The organism is Aquimarina sp. Aq78, from assembly GCF_900299525.1.
Taxonomy (GTDB): Bacteria; Bacteroidota; Bacteroidia; order Flavobacteriales; family Flavobacteriaceae; genus Aquimarina.
The window spans coordinates 343,864-361,244 of the sequence record NZ_OMKA01000024.1 but is presented as its reverse complement, the minus strand read 5'-3'; the positions used below and the strand labels follow the sequence as shown (position 1 = coordinate 361,244).

Sequence of the window (17,381 nt, the reverse complement as noted above, 5' to 3'; positions counted from 1 at the left end):
TTAAAGCTTTTAACAATGAAAAAAAGAATTTTTGCCTACACAGGCCTGTTATTCATAACCTGTAGCTTCTTGCTAAGCTGTAGTAATGACGATGACGCAACACAAATACCAACTACTGCGGTTACGACTTCAAAACAATATAAAGACATCACATCTGCTAACAAAGAAATAAATTCTGTAGTAGAAAATGTTTTTAATACCGAAACTAATATTGGTAATAAGTCTTTTTCTAATGTAAAAACACCTGAGTGTGCAACGATCACTTCTGAAGTAACTGATCAAACCAAAACAGTTACTATCGATTTTGGGGATAATTGCGAGTTACCTAATGGTGAAGTAATTTCTGGTAGAATTCAGATGAGTTTTAGTCTTAAACTAGATACAGAAAGTAAAATTGAGATTAGTTATAGCCTAGATAAGATTGTTTATAAAGATATTACTGTGAGTGGAACTGCCACTACTATATTTTCTTTTAACAGTGACACAGGAAATACTAAATTCACTACAAATTCTGATTTCACATTTGCATGGACAGACGGTGTTACTGCAACAAGTAAAACTAATTTTGCAACAGAGTCTTTCCCAGGAAATAGTAATCCAGACACACCGCCTAATCTAATTTTTTATAGTTTAACTACAGGTAATAGCCTCACTCAGTTTAGTAATGGTGATCGATTTGCTGTGGAGATCACAACTCCTCTACGTAATGAAAGTTCATGTCAATACACTGTGAGTGGTATTATAGTAACTACAGAGAATAGTGCTGTTATTACTTTAAACTATGGTGATGGGGAATGCGATAATATTGCAACTCAGACTGATGCTGATGGTAATGAAACTACTATCGAATTGTAGTACGATCTTTCAAAATAATTAAAACGTTTTAGAAAAAATTTCTGAAACGTTTTTTTTGTTATACCATGAAAATAATCTAATAAACTTTAACAAAGGATTAGTACCTCTCATTGACTGTATTAGTTAAGTTTGCCGCCCAATACCCCGCAGTTAACTTATATATAAACCTTTATTTTTTAATTATTTTCTTATGAAAAACAGAATTATTGCTTTTGCAAGTATTTTGGTAGCTACCACTTTTTTGTTTAGTTGTAGCAGTGACGATGACAACACAAATGAAACAAATCCGATTACCGCCTCGGCTAAATATAAAGATGTGAGGTCTGCAAATCGAGAAATTAACGCTGCAGTACAAGGTTCTATGAACAATCCATCTAATGCGAATCGTAGTTTAAAGAATAGATCTAATGATTGTATCACCCTTACTTCTGAATTAACAGATACCGGAGGAACCGCTACTATCACTTTTGGTGAAAATTGTACATCTCCTGATGGAAAAGCTATTTCGGGGACAATTTTATTAAGCTATAAGATGAAAGAAGCTTCTGGAGTGTTAGCATTCGATATAACATACACCTTAGAGAACTTTTCTTTTAATGGTATAACGGTAAGTGGAAGCTCTATTGCCACATACAATATACTAGACAAAAAATTTGTTACAGATTCTAACTTTAAGTTTACCTGGGACGATGGGCTTTCTGTACTAAGTAAGAATACTACTTCAGTTGAAATCGTAATTAATGAAGAATCTGCCGAGTCATATACTCTTATTAATATGGATACTAAAGCTGAGTTTAGTAGTGGAGAATTATATACTTCTAAAACTACCACTCCTTTGAGAGTAGAAAACGACTGTAAATATGTTGTAAGCGGTGTTCTTGTAACCAATGAAAATGCATCAACCATTACTTTAGATTATGGTGATGGAACTTGTGATAATGTTGCAACGCAAACTGATTCTGATGGAACTGTTACCACAATAGATTTGGACGTAGAAGAAAACTTCACGCTTTAATAATCATTTTGTGTCTTATCTATTATAATCGATAAGAAAAACCGTTTCAAAGAAAATTTCTTCTGAAACGGTTTTTTTTGATTACTTCTGTATCTTATTATAATAAGCTTTTTCTGTTACTTCGGACCATTTGGAGATCCTTTTCTGAAAGCTTGAATAGCTCTCATATACTTCCTTAGAAAGTGGATCATCTCCTATCATTTCCTGGATGGCTTCATCGGTAAATCCTCGCAGAGCATCTAGAGTTCCTTTAGAAAATTCACGAATCTCGACACCTTCTTCATGTATTAATTTATCGAGATAAATCCCATTTTGTCTATCGAACTCTGCCAAAACCCATACTTGTGCTCGTTTAGAAGCTGCTTCTAAAACGGCTTGTAGATGTAGGGGCAAACCATCATACAAGTTCTTATTAATAAAAAACTCAAGTTGTGAACCGGTCTCATGCCATCCTGGTGTATAATAATATTTTGCAATTTTATGAAACCCCATTTTATAATCGTGATACGGGCCAATCCATTCTGTAGCATCAATAACTCCTCTTTCTAAACTTGTATACACCTCGCTACCTGCAACCAAAACTGCTGCTCCACCGGCTTTTTCTAATACTTTTCCTCCAATTCCTGGTAAGCGCATTTTTAATCCTTTAAAATCTTCTACAGAATTGATTTCCCGGTTAAACCATCCTCCCATCTGTACACCTGTATTTCCTCCCATAAATGGTACGAGGTTAAATTTGGCATATGTCTTTTTCCATAATTCATATCCTCCTCCTGTTTCTAGCCAGGAGGTAATTTGTTGACTATTCATCCCAAATGGTACGGCCGCAAAAAACTGTGCTGCCGGGGTTTTTCCTGCCCAATAATATGCTGCTCCACATCCCATCTCAATAGTTCCCTGGGATACTACATCAAAAGCTTCTAACGGAGGTACTAATTCTCCTCCGCCGTATACTTTTATTTTTATCTGCCCATTAGACAATTCCTCTACCCATTCTGAGTATTTCTCTGCAACTTCACCTACTACCGGAAAGTTTGGCGGCCAGGTGGTCGTCATTTTCCAATAAAACACTTTGTCTGGTTTAGTCATATCATACGAAGTAGTACGCATACTTGCCGGTGGATCTCCCAAACAAGAAAGAAATAACACTACAGTGGCTACTAAGGTCAAATACCTTAAAATTTTATGTTTTTGGATGATAACAAACTTCATAAGACTTAGTACTATATTATTAAACATCTTTAGAAATAAAAAAAGGGTATTCTTTTATCGTTTCTAAAGGATACATTTTAGTATTCTATTTTGATATAAAAATAATTTCAGGAAAAAATACAACTACACCAACAATAATTAATTGAATAATGATAAAAGGTATAATTCCTTTATAAATCTGACTGGTTTTTACATGATCTGGCGCAACACCTTTAAGATAAAACAAAGCAAAGCCAAATGGTGGTGTTAAAAAGGACGTTTGCAGATTTAATGCTATTAAAATCCCGACCCACAACATATCCATATCAAAAGCATTAAAAATTGGAGTTACTACCGGTACTATAATAAAAACGATTTCAATAAAATCAATAAAAAAGCCTGCAATAAAAATCACTACCATCACCAATAGCAAAAACATAAGAGGTGTTAAATTAGATGACATAATCAATTCTTGTAAATATGCATCTCCTCCCAGTGTTCTGAACACTAAGGTAAATGTAGTTGCTCCTAAAAGAATAAAAAACACCATCGATGTTAATTTTGTAGTTTCCTGAGCTACTTCTTTTAGAATTTTAAACGAAAACTTTTTTTGAATTACAGTTAATACGGTTGCACCAAGAGCTCCGATAGCAGAGGCTTCTGTAGGAGAAGCTATACCCGTAAAAATAGAGCCCAATACCAATACTATTAAAAGTATTGGCAAGAAGAGTACTTTTAGAATTTTTGAAGTAAAATTAGCTCCTCTAAATGCTGCAATCTCTTCTGCAGGAATACTGGGAGCATCTTCTTTATGAACGAAAGATTTTATTAAAATATAGGCAATATATAATCCTACCAATATCAAGCCTGGCAATAGTGCTGCAGAAAATAACGCTCCTACATCTACAGAGGCTGCTCCTCTTGATGAGCTATTGATTGTGTCTGCTAATAATACCAATACAATCGATGGTGGAATGATTTGCCCTAATGTTCCTGACGATGCTATCACTCCGGTTGCAAGCTCTGTTTTGTATCCTCGTTTAAGCATTGTAGGTAGGCTTATTAATCCCATTGTCACAACTGTTGCTCCCACAATCCCGGTAGATGCTGCAAGTAAAGCACCAACAATCACTACAGAAATTGCCAAACCACCACGTACACGCCCAAACATCATTGCCATAGTTTCTAATAAGCTCTCTGCAAGACCTGATTTTTCTAACATTATCCCCATAAAAATAAATAGAGGAACCGCCATTAGCACATAGTTATTAACTACTCCCATAATTCTTGCCGGAAGCAAATAAAATGTAGACATCTGAAACACTTCTGGAGCAAAAATAGATACCCCAAAGGCAAAGGCTACCGAAATCCCTCCTAACGTAAAAGCAACTGGATATCCTCTTAGAATCAGAATGAAGATAATTACAAATAGTAGTATTGCCAGGTATTCCATTTCTAATTCTTATTAAAAATAATTTGAATTGATTTCAACATATGGGATATTCCTTGAAGTAACAGAAAAACAAAACCCAGAGTAATACAAAATTTAAGTATGTATAGGGCAGGTAAGCCTCCCGGTTGAGGAGAACTCTCTCCTATCATAAAAGAAGATAACCCATAATACCAGGAAGAAACAATAACTACATAACACCAGGGAATAAGCAAAAGAGCTCCCCCTAACAGGTCCACCCACGCTTTTCCTTTTCTAGAAAGTTTGGTATAAAAAACATCTACCCGTACATGTTTCTCGTATTTAAATGTATACCCAGACGCTAGTAGAAATATCATCCCGAAGAGATAAATCTCTATTTCGATCATCCAAACATATGTGAATTTAAAGACATAGCGAATAATTACATCAAGGCCAATGATTATTGCCAGTAGTGTTGCTACCCAACTAACCAATACCCCTATTTTCTCACCAACTCTGTCGAGAAAATTGATAATTTTTTGCATCTAGTGATTTGTGTTACTAATATCTGGGTTGAAGATACTAAAATTAGATGCATTTGAAAACGGAAGTTAGTAATTGTCAAAAGCGTATCGAAGATTTTCAATACCCACACATTAACAATTATCTTATTAAGTTATCTCACAAAAACCAATTCATTAGGTTTGGTAGTATATTCTTCACTAAACCCATATCCTTCGTAATTAAATCCTTTTAAATCTTCAATAGTTTCTGCACCAGTATCGATAATATAGCGAGCCATCATACCTCTGGCTTTTTTGGCAAAGAAGCTTATCATTTTAAGTTTATCTCCTTTCCAATCTTTAAATTGTGGAGTAATCACAGGTACTTTTAATGCTTTTTTATCAATTACACTAAAATATTCATTACTTGCCAAGTTGATAAATAATTCATCGTCTTGCAATTCATCATTTAAGTGCTGGGTAACCGTTTTTTTCCAAAACTCATATAAGTTATTTTTTCGCCCCATTTTTAATTTAGTTCCCATCTCAAGACGGTAAGGTTGCATTAGGTCCAAAGGTTTAAGAACTCCATACAATCCAGAAAGTATTCTTAATTGATCTTGTAATGTGTCTAACTTTTTTTCGGGAATAGTATACGCATCTAATCCGATATACACATCTCCATTAAACGAATATACTGCAGGCCTTGCATTTTCCTTTGTAAACGGAAGGTGAAACTCCTGATTACGTTGCCAATTAAGTTGGGCTAACTTATCACTTATACTCATTAGCTCAGAAAGTTTTTTGGGTGTCTTTTTCTTTAATACACCATTCAACTTTTCGATTTCTGCAAGAAAAGCTGGAGTTGTATACTGCTGAGTTGGTAATGCTGTTTCAAAATCTAATGATTTAGCTGGAGATATTACAATTTTCATGTAGGTGACTTTTTTGTTATTCAAAAATACAATTGTCTATGGACAATTAAAATCTATACCTGTATTTATTCTCTATTTGGGTATTTGTAAAAGTTATTTTGATTTTAGGGTATATTCTTCTATTTGTTTAGTGAAAGTTTCTTCATCTTTAAACGCTATCAAATTTCTATCGGGATCATAGAATTTTGCTACTTTTCCCCAATGGTGTTCCTGGTAATCAACGGCTACTCCTTTTTTCTTTAAATCGTTTGCCAGGTTTTGTACATTATCTACATTCATTCGTATACAGCTAAATGTTTTTGCATTCATTTCATCCATTATCAGATAATCCTCCCTGTCTTCTTTTTCAACCATTAAATAAGTACCATACAAATCAAAACACGTTAATTCATCATTTTTAAATAAAATAGTTAATCCTAAAATAGTTTCATAAAACACAATAGATTCTTCATATTTTTTGACATATAAAATAAGCCCTGTTCTTTTAATTTTCATACTGAAAGGTTTTGTGATTAAAGTACGATTGTATCTTAAAATCATAAATTGATTTTAGTATTTCTTATCTATTGAATTATTGACTATCTCTATCTTATAGTTAAAATCAACAATAGTTATTACACCTTATTTGAAATAAATATAAATAATTGATTTTCAAACAATAGAGAATAAAAAAAACAGCATATTCCTTTTTAGAAAAAAAGAAATTAACTAATTTTAGTGCAAATAACGTATTACAAAGAGGGGAAACCCTCATTTTCGTCACAAAAGCATGAATTCTGATGTATTAAACATTAGAGCACATTGTCTGATTATTCACAAATTTTCTTCTAAACATAAAAGCTCTTTAGACATTTTGTTTGACGTTTAATTTAATATTTGTGATATGTTACGATCTTCGAGTACTTTTATTTTTTTCATTTTTCTTTTTATTATTTTCTTTTATTCTTGTGAAAAAGAAGATATTATTTCAATTGAACAACAACAGGTTGAAGAACAATCTGCAGCAGAAGTTGTTCAAGACACAACATACACTGACGCCGAATTATTAAAAGTTCTGGAAGAAGAAATAGAGTTTATAAAACTTGAAAAAGAAGGGTATATCGTTGATATCTCTGGTATGGATGTCGTTAAAGAAAATCCAAAAAAAGTATATGTACACTATTTGCCCTGGTTTCAGAATAAAGATTTTGATGGATACTGGGGCCAGCATTGGACAATGAGTAATCAAGACCCTGAAATCAAGGACGAAAATGGTAAACGACAAATCGCTTCGTACTATTATCCTCTAATCGGCCCATATTCTTCTAGTGATCCCGATTTGCATGAATATCATTTTTTAATGATGAAACTCTCTGGAATTGATGGAGTAATTTTTGACTGGTATGGCAGTAGAAATTTACACGATTATGGATTAATAAAAAAATCAACAGAAACCTTTATTAACGTCCTAGAGGATTTGGGGCTTGAATTTTCAATTATGTATGAGGATCGTGTAGCTGCCCAAGCCACAGAGCAATCTCTTACCACAGGTATCATAGAGGCAGCGCAAGAGGATTTTACATACATTAATGACACCTATTTCTCTAGCCCCGAATACATGCAATATAATGGTAAAAATATGTTATTTGTATTTGGTCCTCATCATATAACCACAGAAACCGAATGGAATCAGGTATTTGATGTATTACCTACAGAAAATCAGCCTAGCTTTTTAACATTATGGGCAGCAAGTGATCGTGTTGGAGTGAATGCTTCTGGAGAGTTTTTATGGGTAGATAAAGATCATTTACTCGCTCATCAAAATTATTATGATACTTACCAAGCATCTAATGCAATAACCGTGGGATCTTCTTATCCCGGTTTTAGTAGTTTTTATACAGAAGGTGGATGGTCTGATGGTAGTAATGATTGGAGTATTGACCTTAATTCTGGTCATACTTTTGCAGAAACTCTTAATTATACGCATCATGAACTTTCAGACTTTATTCAAATCATTACCTGGAATGATTTTGGTGAAGGTACTATGATAGAACCCACACAAGAGTTTGGTTTTACCTACTTACAACTTTTACAACAATATACAGGAGTTTCTTTTTCTCCCAATGATCTACAGGTAGCCCTGGATCTGTATCATATCAGGAAGCAATATAAAAAAAATGCGGAGGTACAGAATATCTTAAACCGATCCTATAGGTACATAAAAAAACTAAGGTTAGGACGTGCTGATAAGGTTTTAAAAGCTATTAAAAGATTTTATTGATCGATCACATTAAGTTTTAAAATAGAAAAAGCCTGTCTAATCGACAGGCTTGTGTTTTAAAAAAGTCAAATGTATATTATAATACTTTCACGTTTACCGCGTTCAATCCTTTTTTACCTTCTTGTAGATCAAATTCTACTTCATCACCTTCACGCACTTCGTCGATTAAACCTGAAATGTGTACAAAATGATCTTTGTTTGATCCTTCTTCTGTTATGAATCCAAATCCTTTGGAGTCATTAAAAAATTTTACTGTTCCTTTGTTCATTATAATTTATTAAAACGCAAAGGTACTATTATTTGATCAGTAATCCATATTTATTTTAAAATAAAGTTTTTAATAACCTTTATTTAATACTCTCTAAACATGATGATAATGAACAAAATAGCTGTATTAGCCATTATTTATTAATTAAAATACAAGGAGTTACTTTTCTTTTTTCTTTTCAGATATATACTCATCTTCTACTTCTTTCAGCATCATATTTAATTCATTTTTCATCAACCATTTCCCTTTAATCATCACACCTTCAATAGCTCTTGTATTTCGAATATCTTCGAATGGGTTTTTATTAAGTAATACCAAATCTGCTAATTTACCTTCGGTAATTGTACCACTTACAGCAATTCGATTCAAATATCGAGCAGGGTTCACTGTCGCTGTTTTTAAGGTTTCATAAGGCGAAAGTCCGGCACTACAGATTAATTCTAATTCTCTATGCAATGAAAATCCAGGTAAAAAAAGGCCGTAAGTATCACTTCCGGCGAGCAAAAACACCTCTTCATCGTTTAATATTTTTGTGAATTCCTTCTGCCATTGTAATTCTTTATTGAGGCGAATAAGAGATTCTGGTGCGGTAAACCAAGTATTGGTTCGATAATGTATACTATCAGAAGTACAATATGCAGCATATGACTTTGGAAGATATTTTAATTCATTGCTTTTTTTAAGTATTTCAAATCTTTTATCATCTGCATATCGACTAATCATTTCAAAAACGCCCAAAGTGGGGGACACATATACCCCACTTGTTTTGATTTGAACAGCTGCTTCTCTTAGATACGCAGGATCAGCTTTTTGTGCTGTATTAAATATATTCATAAATTCTTCTATATGAGCAATAGATTTCATTCTAAGAGAATATTCTAATGGTAGTTTTCTTTGACCATGACCAATAACAGGGATATTATATTTATAAGTCTCTTCTAATAATTTCAGATATATTTCTTTAGGAAAATTATCTGCGATTTTTAAAAAATCATACCCTTTTTCATGATGTTTTTTCACTATCCTAATTACATCATCAATGGTTTGCAAATGGTTAGCTTTTAAATAAGGTCCAGTAGTGACATAGTAAGGTGCTAATATTTCATCTCTATTTGCTTTTTTACGAATAGCAGTTTGATCTTGCCCTTCATACTCTGCCATATTTCTAGCAGTTGTAACCCCATTAGCTATTAAAAGCTTAAACTCATTTTTTGCATTATTTTCCAGGTGATAATGCATTTCTGCTAAACCAGGAATCAAATATTTACCTTTAGCATTAATGGTTATATTGATTTTTTTTGAAGCTTTTTGAGAAGCTGGTTCGATTATAGCTATTTTCCCATCTGCAATAATCACTCTTTGGTTGAGTAATACAATCTCTTTATGCATTGGAATTACATTTACATTCTCAAAAGAGATCGTTTCTGTTTGGGCTTTGCCAGCAATAACAAAGTAAAAGCAACATAATAAAGAAAATATTTTATGACTTGATTTACACATATCTATTTTTGTTTTAATTTATATGTTGCAAACCTATCTAGATGGTATATTTTTAATGTTCTATATTGTCAGAATATGAGAAATCCGAACCTATTGATTTTGTTTTTTAAACTCGTTGGGGGATAATCCTGTTTCCTTTTTAAAAGCAGTATAAAAAGTGGTTTTAGAATTAAACCCTGCTTCCAAACCAATAGCTAGAATACTATATTTATCAAACTCTGGATCCAGAATCATTTGTTGTATATCTTTTACCCGGTAACTATTTATAAATTCTGAAAAATTTTTATTACTTGATTTTTTGATTTGTTCTGAAAGATATCCGCTACTTATTCCAAGTTTTTGAGCTACACTATCGCGGTTAATATCTGGGTTATGATGGATATTTTCACGTTCTATCAATACCAGCAATTCTTGTAAATAAGGATTAACTTCGTCTTTAGGTACTTTTTTATTGATTTTAGATCGTTTTAGGTGATTTCTAATCTCATACTGATCATTAGATAGTTTAAACTGATAAAGTCCTTTATAAATAAGCCAGTACATAAAAACAGAAACCCCTACCCATAAATAAGTTAATGGCATTTTATAATCATACATAAACCTATACACTTCTAAAACAACACCATAAATTTCTAAAAGGGAAACAAAAATCCAAATTCTCTTCACCCATTTTATACTAAATTCTGTGTTTGAATAGAACAAATATCTAAACGATATAACCATAAAAACAATTGGAAAAACAACAGATAATATGCTTACCGTTTTATAAAAGAAAAAAATGATTTCTTCTTTATTAGGTATTGTGATTTCATAGAGGCCAAAAATCGTATCTAAAGATATAATGCAATTAAGTGCACTTAAGATAAAAAAGGGAGTATATAGAAAAAAAGTTGTATTTCTTTTTGCCAGAGGGTGCTTTATTTTTTTTATAAAAAATACAAATAACGTAACTGGATATAAGAATTGCCATAAAAACAGATCCAATATTGAAATCAACACTGGGTTTTTTCCCAAATCCCAAAACCAATTATTTAAACCTATAACAGATAATATAATTAGGGTGTATGCTAAATATGTGTTGTCTTCATTTTTAAAAAACCTAGAAAACAGAACTATTACTCCCAAGACAAAACCATGAATAACTCCTATAAGAATAAAGATTTCTAAAAAAGAAATTTCCATTAATTCGGTATTTTAAAAGCTAAATTTCTATTTGAATATATCTCAAATTTAGGTATTAAACCTTTATTCTTCTGACAATTGATTTTTAGCATATTTTCTCCAACGTTCTATACATTGTTGTATATCTTCTGGGATTTGAGTTTCAAAATGCATATGCTCTTTAGTCACAGGATGCTCAAAACCGAGGGTTCTGGCATGTAAAGCTTGTCGAGGTAAAATTTTAAAGCAGTTTTCTACAAATTGCTTGTATTTGGTAAACGTAGTTCCTTTTAATATTTTCTCTCCGCCATAGCGTTCGTCATTAAATAAAGTATGACCAATATATTTCATATGTACCCGAATCTGATGCGTTCTTCCGGTTTCTAATCTGCAAGAAACCAAGGTAACATATCCTAGTCGCTCTATAACTTTATAATGTGTGATTGCTGGCTTTCCTTTATCGGCTTCATCACCTTCAAAAACAGTGTTTTGTAGTCTGTTTTTAGGATGTCGTCCTATATTACCTTCTATTGTTCCTTCATCCTCATCCACATTCCCCCATACAATTGCTACATATTCACGTTGACTGGTTTTATCAAAAAATTGTTTTGCCAGATGAGTCATTGCTTCTTCCGTTTTGGCAATCACTAACAGTCCACTGGTATCCTTATCAATGCGATGTACTAATCCTGGTCGATCACTACTATTATTTGGAAGGTTATCAAAATGATAAATCAGAGCATTAATTAAGGTTCCCGAATAGTTACCATGGCCAGGATGTACCACCATCCCTGCTGGTTTATTAACAACTAGTAATACATCATCTTCATATACAATATCTAAAGGAATGTTCTCTGGAGTTAGTAAGTTTTCATAAGGAGGATGAGAGAACAATACCCGTACAATATCATTTGGTTTTACCTTATGATTTGATTTTACCGGAATATCATTTACAAAAACGCTTCCATTTTTTGCAGCCTGTTGTATTTTATTACGGGTTGCATTCTCTACAAAATTCATTAAAAACTTATCCACCCTTAAGGGTACCTGGCCAGCTCCGGCCACAAAACGATGATGTTCATAGAGGTCGCCCTCATTAGCATCATAATCTCCTGTATCTTCGTTTTCTTTCAAAATCAATTAGATAAGTTTATCGTTCCTCCTTCTCCATTCCCCAGAACCAAATCTATAACAGAAGTTTTCATTAATTTTGTTCCTGGTTTTAATCGTTTACCATTATGTCTTAATTCTAACACCATATCTCTTGCGATATTGGGCTGATATGTAACAGAACCTATTTTAAATCCAAGAGCAACCAATTTTGGTTCTGCCTGTCTTCTGGTTCTCTGCACTACATTAGGAACTTCTATTTTACGGTAACCCGATGGATTTAAGGTTACATATATTTTACGATTTTCTTTTACCTCACTACCAGCAACAGGGTTCTGTTCTAATACAGAATACCTTGGATAATCAGGGTTAAAGTTTGCAGAATCCTGAACTTCATATCTCAGCTCTTTTTCTTCTAGTACCTTCCCCACCTCATCCAATGTCTTTTTACTTAAGCTGGGTACTACAATACGTTGATGATGATTTGTTGTACTTTCTAACCATTCTAGTGCAACATAAGATAAGATAGCAAGCATTGCTACCGCTATAACCAATTGTATCAAAAATATTTTACTATAAATAAATTTGAATAGATCTCTGAAGAAATTTATAAATACACTCATCTGTTTTATACCTGTTATTATTATAGTCAAACATAACCTTCTTGATTATGTAAACAAAATTTACCAATAATCTTTCTAATTATTAGTATTAACTTTATTGTAATCGCTTATTTCATAATTTGGACAAATATATAAAAACGGAAAGTTTTAAGCTTTTCTTATAAGATAAATGATATTTTTGTTTTCAAAAGTCACTTTATGAAGAAAAACATTGCCATTTTAATGGGAGGATATTCTAGCGAGTTTGAAATCTCGATTCAAAGTGGAAATGTAGTATATAAATATCTGGATAGAGATTTATATGTTCCATTTCGTGTTCATATTACTAAAGGCGGCTGGTATTATGTGGATGATAACGACCAGAAGTATGGTATTGATAAAAACGATTTTTCATTAACATTAGAAAGCACTAAAATCACTTTTGATGCAGCTTTTAATACTGTGCATGGTACTCCTGGTGAAGATGGTTTGCTACAGGCATATTTTGAATTGATCGAGATTCCTCAAACAGCTTGTGATTTTTACCCTGCAGCACTTACTTTTAATAAACGAGATTGTATTAGTACTTTAAAACCTTATGGGATCCCTACTGCCACCAACTATTTTTTAAATAAAGGCGATGCTATAGATAGCAAAACCATTGTGAATACAGTAGGATTACCCTGCTTTGTAAAAGCAAATAAAGCTGGTAGTAGCTATGGAGTTTCTAAAGTTAAAACTATAGAAGATCTTTTACCCGCAATAGAAGTGGCTTACAAAGAAGATGATGAGATTATTATTGAATCTTTTTTAAGCGGGACCGAAGTATCTGTAGGAGTTATCCAACATAATGGAAAAGATACAGTATTACCAATAACAGAAATTGTATCCGAAAATGAGTTTTTTGACTACGAAGCTAAATACATGGGGAAGTCTGAAGAAATCACTCCAGCTCGTTTATCTGATGAGGATACTCAAAAAGTCAAAAATCTGGCTTTAAAAGTATATCAGATTTTAAAAATGAAAGGGTTTTCAAGAAGCGAATATATTTTCCATCACGGAGAGCCATATTTTGTAGAAATAAACACTAATCCCGGATTAAGTGAAGCTAGTATCTTACCTCAACAAGCAGAAAAAGCTGGGATTAGCTTAAAAGAATTATTTTCTAACGCTATAGAATCTTGTATACGTTTACAAAAATAGAAGTTCAATCTATAAATTTATAATTTGAATTATCTTTGTAAATACAATAATTAATAATCACCAATGAGAAGAGCTGTTTTTCCTGGATCATTTGACCCAATTACATTAGGACATTATGACATTATCGAAAGAGGTCTTACCCTATTTGATGAAGTTATCCTTGCCATAGGCGTAAATTCTGAGAAGAAATATATGTTTTCTCTTGAAGAACGAAAGCAATTTATCGAAGAAGCTTTTAAGAATGAGCCTAAAATTAAAGTAATGACTTACAAAGGGCTAACTGTTGATTTTTGCAAACAACAAAATGCCGAATTTATATTAAGAGGCCTTCGCAATCCAGGTGATTTTGAGTTCGAAAAAGCCATCGCACATACCAACAGAAAAATGTCGGATATCGAAACAGTGTTTTTATTAACCTCTTCTGGTAAAAGTTATATCTCTTCTTCTATTGTTCGTGATGTAATTCGTAATGGTGGAGATGTTTCAGGATTAGTCCCGGATACAGTTCGTGTAAAATAACACGTTACTATGAAAAGAAAAATAGGCGCTATTGCTCTGGTTGTAAAGGATTATGATGAAGCTATTCAATTTTATATAGAAAAGCTTAATTTCAAACTTATAGAAGACACCAGACTTGATGACAAAAAACGATGGGTTCTCATTGCTCCTAATAACCAAACAGAAACTACCATTCTCCTGGCTCAAGCAGCCACTCCCGAACAGGAAAAAGCAATTGGAAATCAAACAGGCGGACGGGTTTTTCTATTTCTTCATACCGATGATTTTTGGAGAGATTATCATATCATGAAATCTAAAGGAGTTTCATTTCTGGAACAACCACGAGAAGAACCCTACGGAACCGTTGTTGTTTTTGAAGATTTATATGGCACTAAATGGGACTTGCTCGAATTAAAATAATATAAATTCCCAAACCCTTCCTGACATACCTTTGTCACTACCTGTATTTAGTTTTGTCATACCATTAATTTCTAATATTAAAAATTATGATAAAAACAAAAATTGAACCTTTTTGGATCGTTGGGATTTCGGTACGTACAACTAAAAAAAACGAACAATTTGCAAACGATATCCCTAATTTATGGAATACTTTTATGTCTGAAGGTACAATGCATAAGATCCCTAATAAACTTGAAGATTCTATTTATGCTGTGTACACTGATTATGAAAGTGACCATACCGAAGGATATACTACCATCATAGGATGTAAAGTTGCAAACTTAGATAATATCCCTCTGGGAATGACCAGTGTAAAAATCGAAAGAAGCGTCTATTCTAGATTTACTGCCAAAGGAGATATTACTAAAGGTGTGATTTATGACAAGTGGGTCAATATATGGGAAATAGACCTGGATAGAACATACACCACTGATTTTGAAGTATACGGGGAAGATGCGGTAAACCCAACAAATGCCGAAGTGGATATTTTTGTAGCAATTGAATAAAATTACCATAAAAAAACCTCACAAGTTTAAACTTGTGAGGTTTTATAAAAGTAATATTATTTACATAAAAAAGCTTTTTAATTATAGTTGTGATACCACATCTTTCTTATATTTTTTCAAGAGTGCACGTGTCATTCCGAGATTTGCTTTTGTAGAATCAACAGCCAAATAAATAAAGTATTCACCGTTTTCAGAAACATCGATCATATGAATTTGACCATCAAGAGTAATTATGATATCTTGAATTTTCGATTTCAGACCTAATGCCTCGATAGCATTTTTCTTAGCTTTTACAACTTCCAAATTATAAGCAGAAGCAGTTTCAGGATCAAAATCTTTTTTATCAGAATTAGATGCATAGCATACACCTGTACTTACTTCTGTAACAGTAACTGCAATATAGCCCGGTACATTAGATTTAATATCTTCGATGAATTGTTCTAAAAAATTTGACATAGTTTAATTTAATTTAATTATTAATAATATTTTCTATAAAATTATTTTTCTAAAGAGCTCATATACTTAAGAAGTAGTCCCAGTTTTGACATTTTTTTAGATACCACCAATATTATTGAATCAGATTTAATCCTATTTGCAATAAGAAAACCTTTTGAAGATTTTGCCATCAATTGATCAAGATCTCCATTAAGTAAATCCTTAATCATATCATCACACATCGAAAATGCTGTTTCTACCATCAAGGCAATATTAGTATCATGTTTTGTATCCAATGCATCTATTACATTTCCATTTTTATCAGCAATAATTACACTATCAACTTCGGTATCTTCTTTAATCTTTTTCAGATCAATCATAGGTATAAAGTTTGGATATTTTTGTTCTTTATTTTGTAAATATAGAAACAATAATTATTTAAAAAAATTCTTTCATCGTTTTTTTTTACTTTTAAACGATTATTACTATATTGCATTAAATCATTTTTGTAGAAAAATTCCTACAAATTCCAAATTGATTTAAAAGAAACCTAACAATAAAACGATATCTAAATTATGACCCTAATTAATCTGCCAAACTCTGAATTAAAAACAATTTTAAAAACCCGAAAAGATAAATTTAATTCCTTCAGGGTAGGAAAAGAGCAAGTTTCAGATAAAGCTGAGGATATTTCTGAGGTAATAGAACGATTAACCAAAAAGGAGGCAGAGATTTCCGCTAAAAAGAAAAAAAAGTCTGGCACAGATGATCTTATGAGTTCAAACGACACTACTAAAGCTACAAAAACATATACCGAAAAAATAAAAGGAGGTTATTTTGGAAAAAGAAGAAGCCGTTTTTAATTATGATTTCTACTTTACAATATTAATTTTATTATAGTTTAAGATTATGTGAGCTAACTTGAGACAAAATCATCGAGGTATCTTTTTTTTAAAATAATCGAAGTTAATTCGAATGCATTTTCTCACAACCTGATTTATATTGACTTGGTAGATATTTCCTTTCACCTTCTCATTTCCATACTTACCAGCTGTAGTAACATAATAACAGCTTACCCGAATCACGCTTCCCATAATACCCGAGATTCAACACCCAAAGAGGGCTATTTTCATACGAGAAAAGTCTCTAATAACATCTTTTAGGGAATAATATTACAAAACGTACAAAAAAACAATTGTTGTATAGGTAACATTATCCAAATACTAAACATTAACCTTATAACAGACATAAATCCTGAATGTCTATAAAGGTTCAGGAATACTTAATTTATTATTTTTTATATTATGTTAAAACAAATCTTAGAATTAGGGGTAACTCTAAACAGAGCTCAATTACAAACTATTAGTGGTGGTGGTAATACTACTGGTGACGAACCTTGTGAGAGAGATGATGACAAATGTAACGATCCTGATGCCGTACCACAGGATAATGATTAATTAAGAAGTTAT

21 protein-coding genes are annotated in these 17,381 nt (G+C 32.3%); 9 read left to right on the top strand and 12 right to left on the bottom strand.

Features of this window, described 5'->3' with window-relative positions; translation table 11 throughout:
- Nucleotides 1-15 precede the first annotated feature (15 nt).
- Together DG435_RS16270 and DG435_RS16265 are read left to right on the top strand one after the other, a co-directional pair.
- Nucleotides 16-855 carry a hypothetical protein gene (locus DG435_RS16270; protein WP_106791767.1) on the top strand — a complete coding sequence of 280 codons (840 nt, stop codon included), beginning with the start codon at nt 16-18 and terminating at the stop codon, nt 853-855.
- Nucleotides 856-1,045: 190 nt separating this feature from the next.
- On the top strand, nt 1,046-1,870 hold the full coding sequence (locus DG435_RS16265) for a hypothetical protein (RefSeq protein ID WP_074408861.1): 825 nt from the start codon (nt 1,046-1,048) through the stop codon (nt 1,868-1,870).
- Nucleotides 1,871-1,951: 81 nt separating this feature from the next.
- Here DG435_RS16265 and DG435_RS16260 read toward each other — a convergent pair whose 3' ends face one another.
- The 5 genes from DG435_RS16260 to DG435_RS16240 all read right to left on the bottom strand — a co-directional run bounded on the left by DG435_RS16260 (nt 1,952) and on the right by DG435_RS16240 (nt 6,405).
- Nucleotides 1,952-3,082 (bottom strand): TRAP transporter substrate-binding protein, encoded by a 1,131-nt coding sequence (locus tag DG435_RS16260; protein WP_234387060.1) that lies wholly within the window; start codon nt 3,080-3,082, stop codon nt 1,952-1,954.
- Nucleotides 3,083-3,167: 85 nt separating this feature from the next.
- Complete coding sequence (locus DG435_RS16255) at nt 3,168-4,514, bottom strand: TRAP transporter large permease subunit (protein WP_074408862.1); 1,347 nt, start codon at nt 4,512-4,514, stop codon at nt 3,168-3,170.
- A 2-nt stretch (nt 4,515-4,516) separates the two neighbouring features.
- Nucleotides 4,517-5,017 (bottom strand): TRAP transporter small permease subunit, encoded by a 501-nt coding sequence (locus DG435_RS16250; protein ID WP_106791766.1) that lies wholly within the window; start codon nt 5,015-5,017, stop codon nt 4,517-4,519.
- Between the two features lie 131 nt (nt 5,018-5,148).
- A complete protein-coding gene (yaaA, locus tag DG435_RS16245) occupies nt 5,149-5,910 on the bottom strand; it encodes a peroxide stress protein YaaA (protein ID WP_024770734.1) in 762 nt (253 codons plus the stop codon).
- A gap of 93 nt (nt 5,911-6,003) precedes the next feature.
- Nucleotides 6,004-6,405 carry a VOC family protein gene (locus DG435_RS16240; RefSeq protein ID WP_106791765.1) on the bottom strand — a complete coding sequence of 134 codons (402 nt, stop codon included), beginning with the start codon at nt 6,403-6,405 and terminating at the stop codon, nt 6,004-6,006.
- 388 nt (nt 6,406-6,793) lie between these two features.
- Between DG435_RS16240 and DG435_RS16235 the strand changes: the two genes are divergently transcribed.
- Entirely contained in the window at nt 6,794-8,170 is a 1,377-nt protein-coding gene (locus DG435_RS16235; RefSeq protein WP_106791764.1) for a glycoside hydrolase family 71/99-like protein, read from the top strand.
- A gap of 76 nt (nt 8,171-8,246) precedes the next feature.
- On the opposite strand, the gene DG435_RS16230 is transcribed toward DG435_RS16235, so the two are convergent.
- The 5 genes from DG435_RS16230 to DG435_RS16210 form a co-directional block, all read right to left on the bottom strand.
- Nucleotides 8,247-8,438: a cold-shock protein gene (locus DG435_RS16230; protein ID WP_024770737.1), complete on the bottom strand. Its 192-nt coding sequence runs from the start codon at nt 8,436-8,438 to the stop codon at nt 8,247-8,249.
- A gap of 159 nt (nt 8,439-8,597) precedes the next feature.
- Nucleotides 8,598-9,938 (bottom strand): amidohydrolase family protein, encoded by a 1,341-nt coding sequence (locus DG435_RS16225; RefSeq protein WP_106791763.1) that lies wholly within the window; start codon nt 9,936-9,938, stop codon nt 8,598-8,600.
- A gap of 90 nt (nt 9,939-10,028) precedes the next feature.
- On the bottom strand, nt 10,029-11,120 hold the full coding sequence (locus DG435_RS16220) for an AraC family transcriptional regulator (RefSeq protein ID WP_106791762.1): 1,092 nt from the start codon (nt 11,118-11,120) through the stop codon (nt 10,029-10,031).
- Nucleotides 11,121-11,183: 63 nt separating this feature from the next.
- Entirely contained in the window at nt 11,184-12,239 is a 1,056-nt protein-coding gene (locus DG435_RS16215) for an RluA family pseudouridine synthase (RefSeq protein WP_234387059.1), read from the bottom strand.
- Nucleotides 12,236-12,832, bottom strand: a complete 597-nt coding sequence (locus tag DG435_RS16210) for a PASTA domain-containing protein (RefSeq protein ID WP_106791760.1) — start codon at nt 12,830-12,832, stop codon at nt 12,236-12,238. Before DG435_RS16210 ends, DG435_RS16215 begins: the two co-directional genes overlap by 4 nt.
- A gap of 198 nt (nt 12,833-13,030) precedes the next feature.
- Here DG435_RS16210 and DG435_RS16205 point away from each other — a divergent pair, with 198 nt between their 5' ends.
- The 4 genes from DG435_RS16205 (at nt 13,031) to DG435_RS16190 (ending at nt 15,477) form a co-directional block, all read left to right on the top strand.
- Entirely contained in the window at nt 13,031-14,014 is a 984-nt protein-coding gene (locus DG435_RS16205; protein WP_106791759.1) for a D-alanine--D-alanine ligase, read from the top strand.
- A 63-nt stretch (nt 14,015-14,077) separates the two neighbouring features.
- Nucleotides 14,078-14,533: a pantetheine-phosphate adenylyltransferase gene (gene coaD, locus DG435_RS16200; RefSeq protein WP_024770742.1), complete on the top strand. Its 456-nt coding sequence runs from the start codon at nt 14,078-14,080 to the stop codon at nt 14,531-14,533.
- A gap of 9 nt (nt 14,534-14,542) precedes the next feature.
- Complete coding sequence (locus tag DG435_RS16195; protein WP_106791758.1) at nt 14,543-14,932, top strand: VOC family protein; 390 nt, start codon at nt 14,543-14,545, stop codon at nt 14,930-14,932.
- An 86-nt stretch (nt 14,933-15,018) separates the two neighbouring features.
- Nucleotides 15,019-15,477 (top strand): GyrI-like domain-containing protein, encoded by a 459-nt coding sequence (locus DG435_RS16190; protein ID WP_106791757.1) that lies wholly within the window; start codon nt 15,019-15,021, stop codon nt 15,475-15,477.
- An 81-nt stretch (nt 15,478-15,558) separates the two neighbouring features.
- Here DG435_RS16190 and DG435_RS16185 read toward each other — a convergent pair whose 3' ends face one another.
- Together DG435_RS16185 and DG435_RS16180 are read right to left on the bottom strand one after the other, a co-directional pair.
- Nucleotides 15,559-15,933 carry a hypothetical protein gene (locus DG435_RS16185; RefSeq protein ID WP_106791756.1) on the bottom strand — a complete coding sequence of 125 codons (375 nt, stop codon included), beginning with the start codon at nt 15,931-15,933 and terminating at the stop codon, nt 15,559-15,561.
- A gap of 41 nt (nt 15,934-15,974) precedes the next feature.
- A complete protein-coding gene (locus DG435_RS16180) occupies nt 15,975-16,292 on the bottom strand; it encodes a roadblock/LC7 domain-containing protein (protein ID WP_159025497.1) in 318 nt (105 codons plus the stop codon).
- A gap of 195 nt (nt 16,293-16,487) precedes the next feature.
- Between DG435_RS16180 and DG435_RS16175 the strand changes: the two genes are divergently transcribed.
- Together DG435_RS16175 and DG435_RS25590 are read left to right on the top strand one after the other, a co-directional pair.
- Nucleotides 16,488-16,775, top strand: coding sequence for a hypothetical protein (locus tag DG435_RS16175; protein WP_106791754.1), 288 nt, complete (start codon nt 16,488-16,490; stop codon nt 16,773-16,775).
- Nucleotides 16,776-17,216: 441 nt separating this feature from the next.
- Entirely contained in the window at nt 17,217-17,369 is a 153-nt protein-coding gene (locus DG435_RS25590) for a hypothetical protein (RefSeq protein WP_159025496.1), read from the top strand.
- Nucleotides 17,370-17,381: the final 12 nt, after the last annotated feature.

Coding starts and splice junctions, on each gene's coding strand:
- DG435_RS16230 (WP_024770737.1), bottom strand. CDS start 8,438: ATGAACAAAGGAACAGTAAAATTTTTTAATGACTCCAAAGGATTTGGA.
- DG435_RS16190 (WP_106791757.1), top strand. CDS start 15,019: ATGATAAAAACAAAAATTGAACCTTTTTGGATCGTTGGGATTTCGGTA.
- DG435_RS16185 (WP_106791756.1), bottom strand. CDS start 15,933: ATGTCAAATTTTTTAGAACAATTCATCGAAGATATTAAATCTAATGTA.
- DG435_RS16205 (WP_106791759.1), top strand. CDS start 13,031: ATGAAGAAAAACATTGCCATTTTAATGGGAGGATATTCTAGCGAGTTT.
- yaaA (WP_024770734.1), bottom strand. CDS start 5,910: ATGAAAATTGTAATATCTCCAGCTAAATCATTAGATTTTGAAACAGCA.
- DG435_RS16175 (WP_106791754.1), top strand. CDS start 16,488: ATGACCCTAATTAATCTGCCAAACTCTGAATTAAAAACAATTTTAAAA.
- DG435_RS16220 (WP_106791762.1), bottom strand. CDS start 11,120: ATGGAAATTTCTTTTTTAGAAATCTTTATTCTTATAGGAGTTATTCAT.
- DG435_RS16270 (WP_106791767.1), top strand. CDS start 16: ATGAAAAAAAGAATTTTTGCCTACACAGGCCTGTTATTCATAACCTGT.
- DG435_RS16195 (WP_106791758.1), top strand. CDS start 14,543: ATGAAAAGAAAAATAGGCGCTATTGCTCTGGTTGTAAAGGATTATGAT.
- DG435_RS16255 (WP_074408862.1), bottom strand. CDS start 4,514: ATGGAATACCTGGCAATACTACTATTTGTAATTATCTTCATTCTGATT.
- DG435_RS16250 (WP_106791766.1), bottom strand. CDS start 5,017: ATGCAAAAAATTATCAATTTTCTCGACAGAGTTGGTGAGAAAATAGGG.
- DG435_RS16240 (WP_106791765.1), bottom strand. CDS start 6,405: ATGAAAATTAAAAGAACAGGGCTTATTTTATATGTCAAAAAATATGAA.
- DG435_RS16225 (WP_106791763.1), bottom strand. CDS start 9,938: ATGTGTAAATCAAGTCATAAAATATTTTCTTTATTATGTTGCTTTTAC.
- DG435_RS25590 (WP_159025496.1), top strand. CDS start 17,217: ATGTTAAAACAAATCTTAGAATTAGGGGTAACTCTAAACAGAGCTCAA.
- coaD (WP_024770742.1), top strand. CDS start 14,078: ATGAGAAGAGCTGTTTTTCCTGGATCATTTGACCCAATTACATTAGGA.
- DG435_RS16180 (WP_159025497.1), bottom strand. CDS start 16,292: ATGATTGATCTGAAAAAGATTAAAGAAGATACCGAAGTTGATAGTGTA.
- DG435_RS16210 (WP_106791760.1), bottom strand. CDS start 12,832: ATGAGTGTATTTATAAATTTCTTCAGAGATCTATTCAAATTTATTTAT.
- DG435_RS16260 (WP_234387060.1), bottom strand. CDS start 3,082: ATGAAGTTTGTTATCATCCAAAAACATAAAATTTTAAGGTATTTGACC.
- DG435_RS16235 (WP_106791764.1), top strand. CDS start 6,794: ATGTTACGATCTTCGAGTACTTTTATTTTTTTCATTTTTCTTTTTATT.
- DG435_RS16265 (WP_074408861.1), top strand. CDS start 1,046: ATGAAAAACAGAATTATTGCTTTTGCAAGTATTTTGGTAGCTACCACT.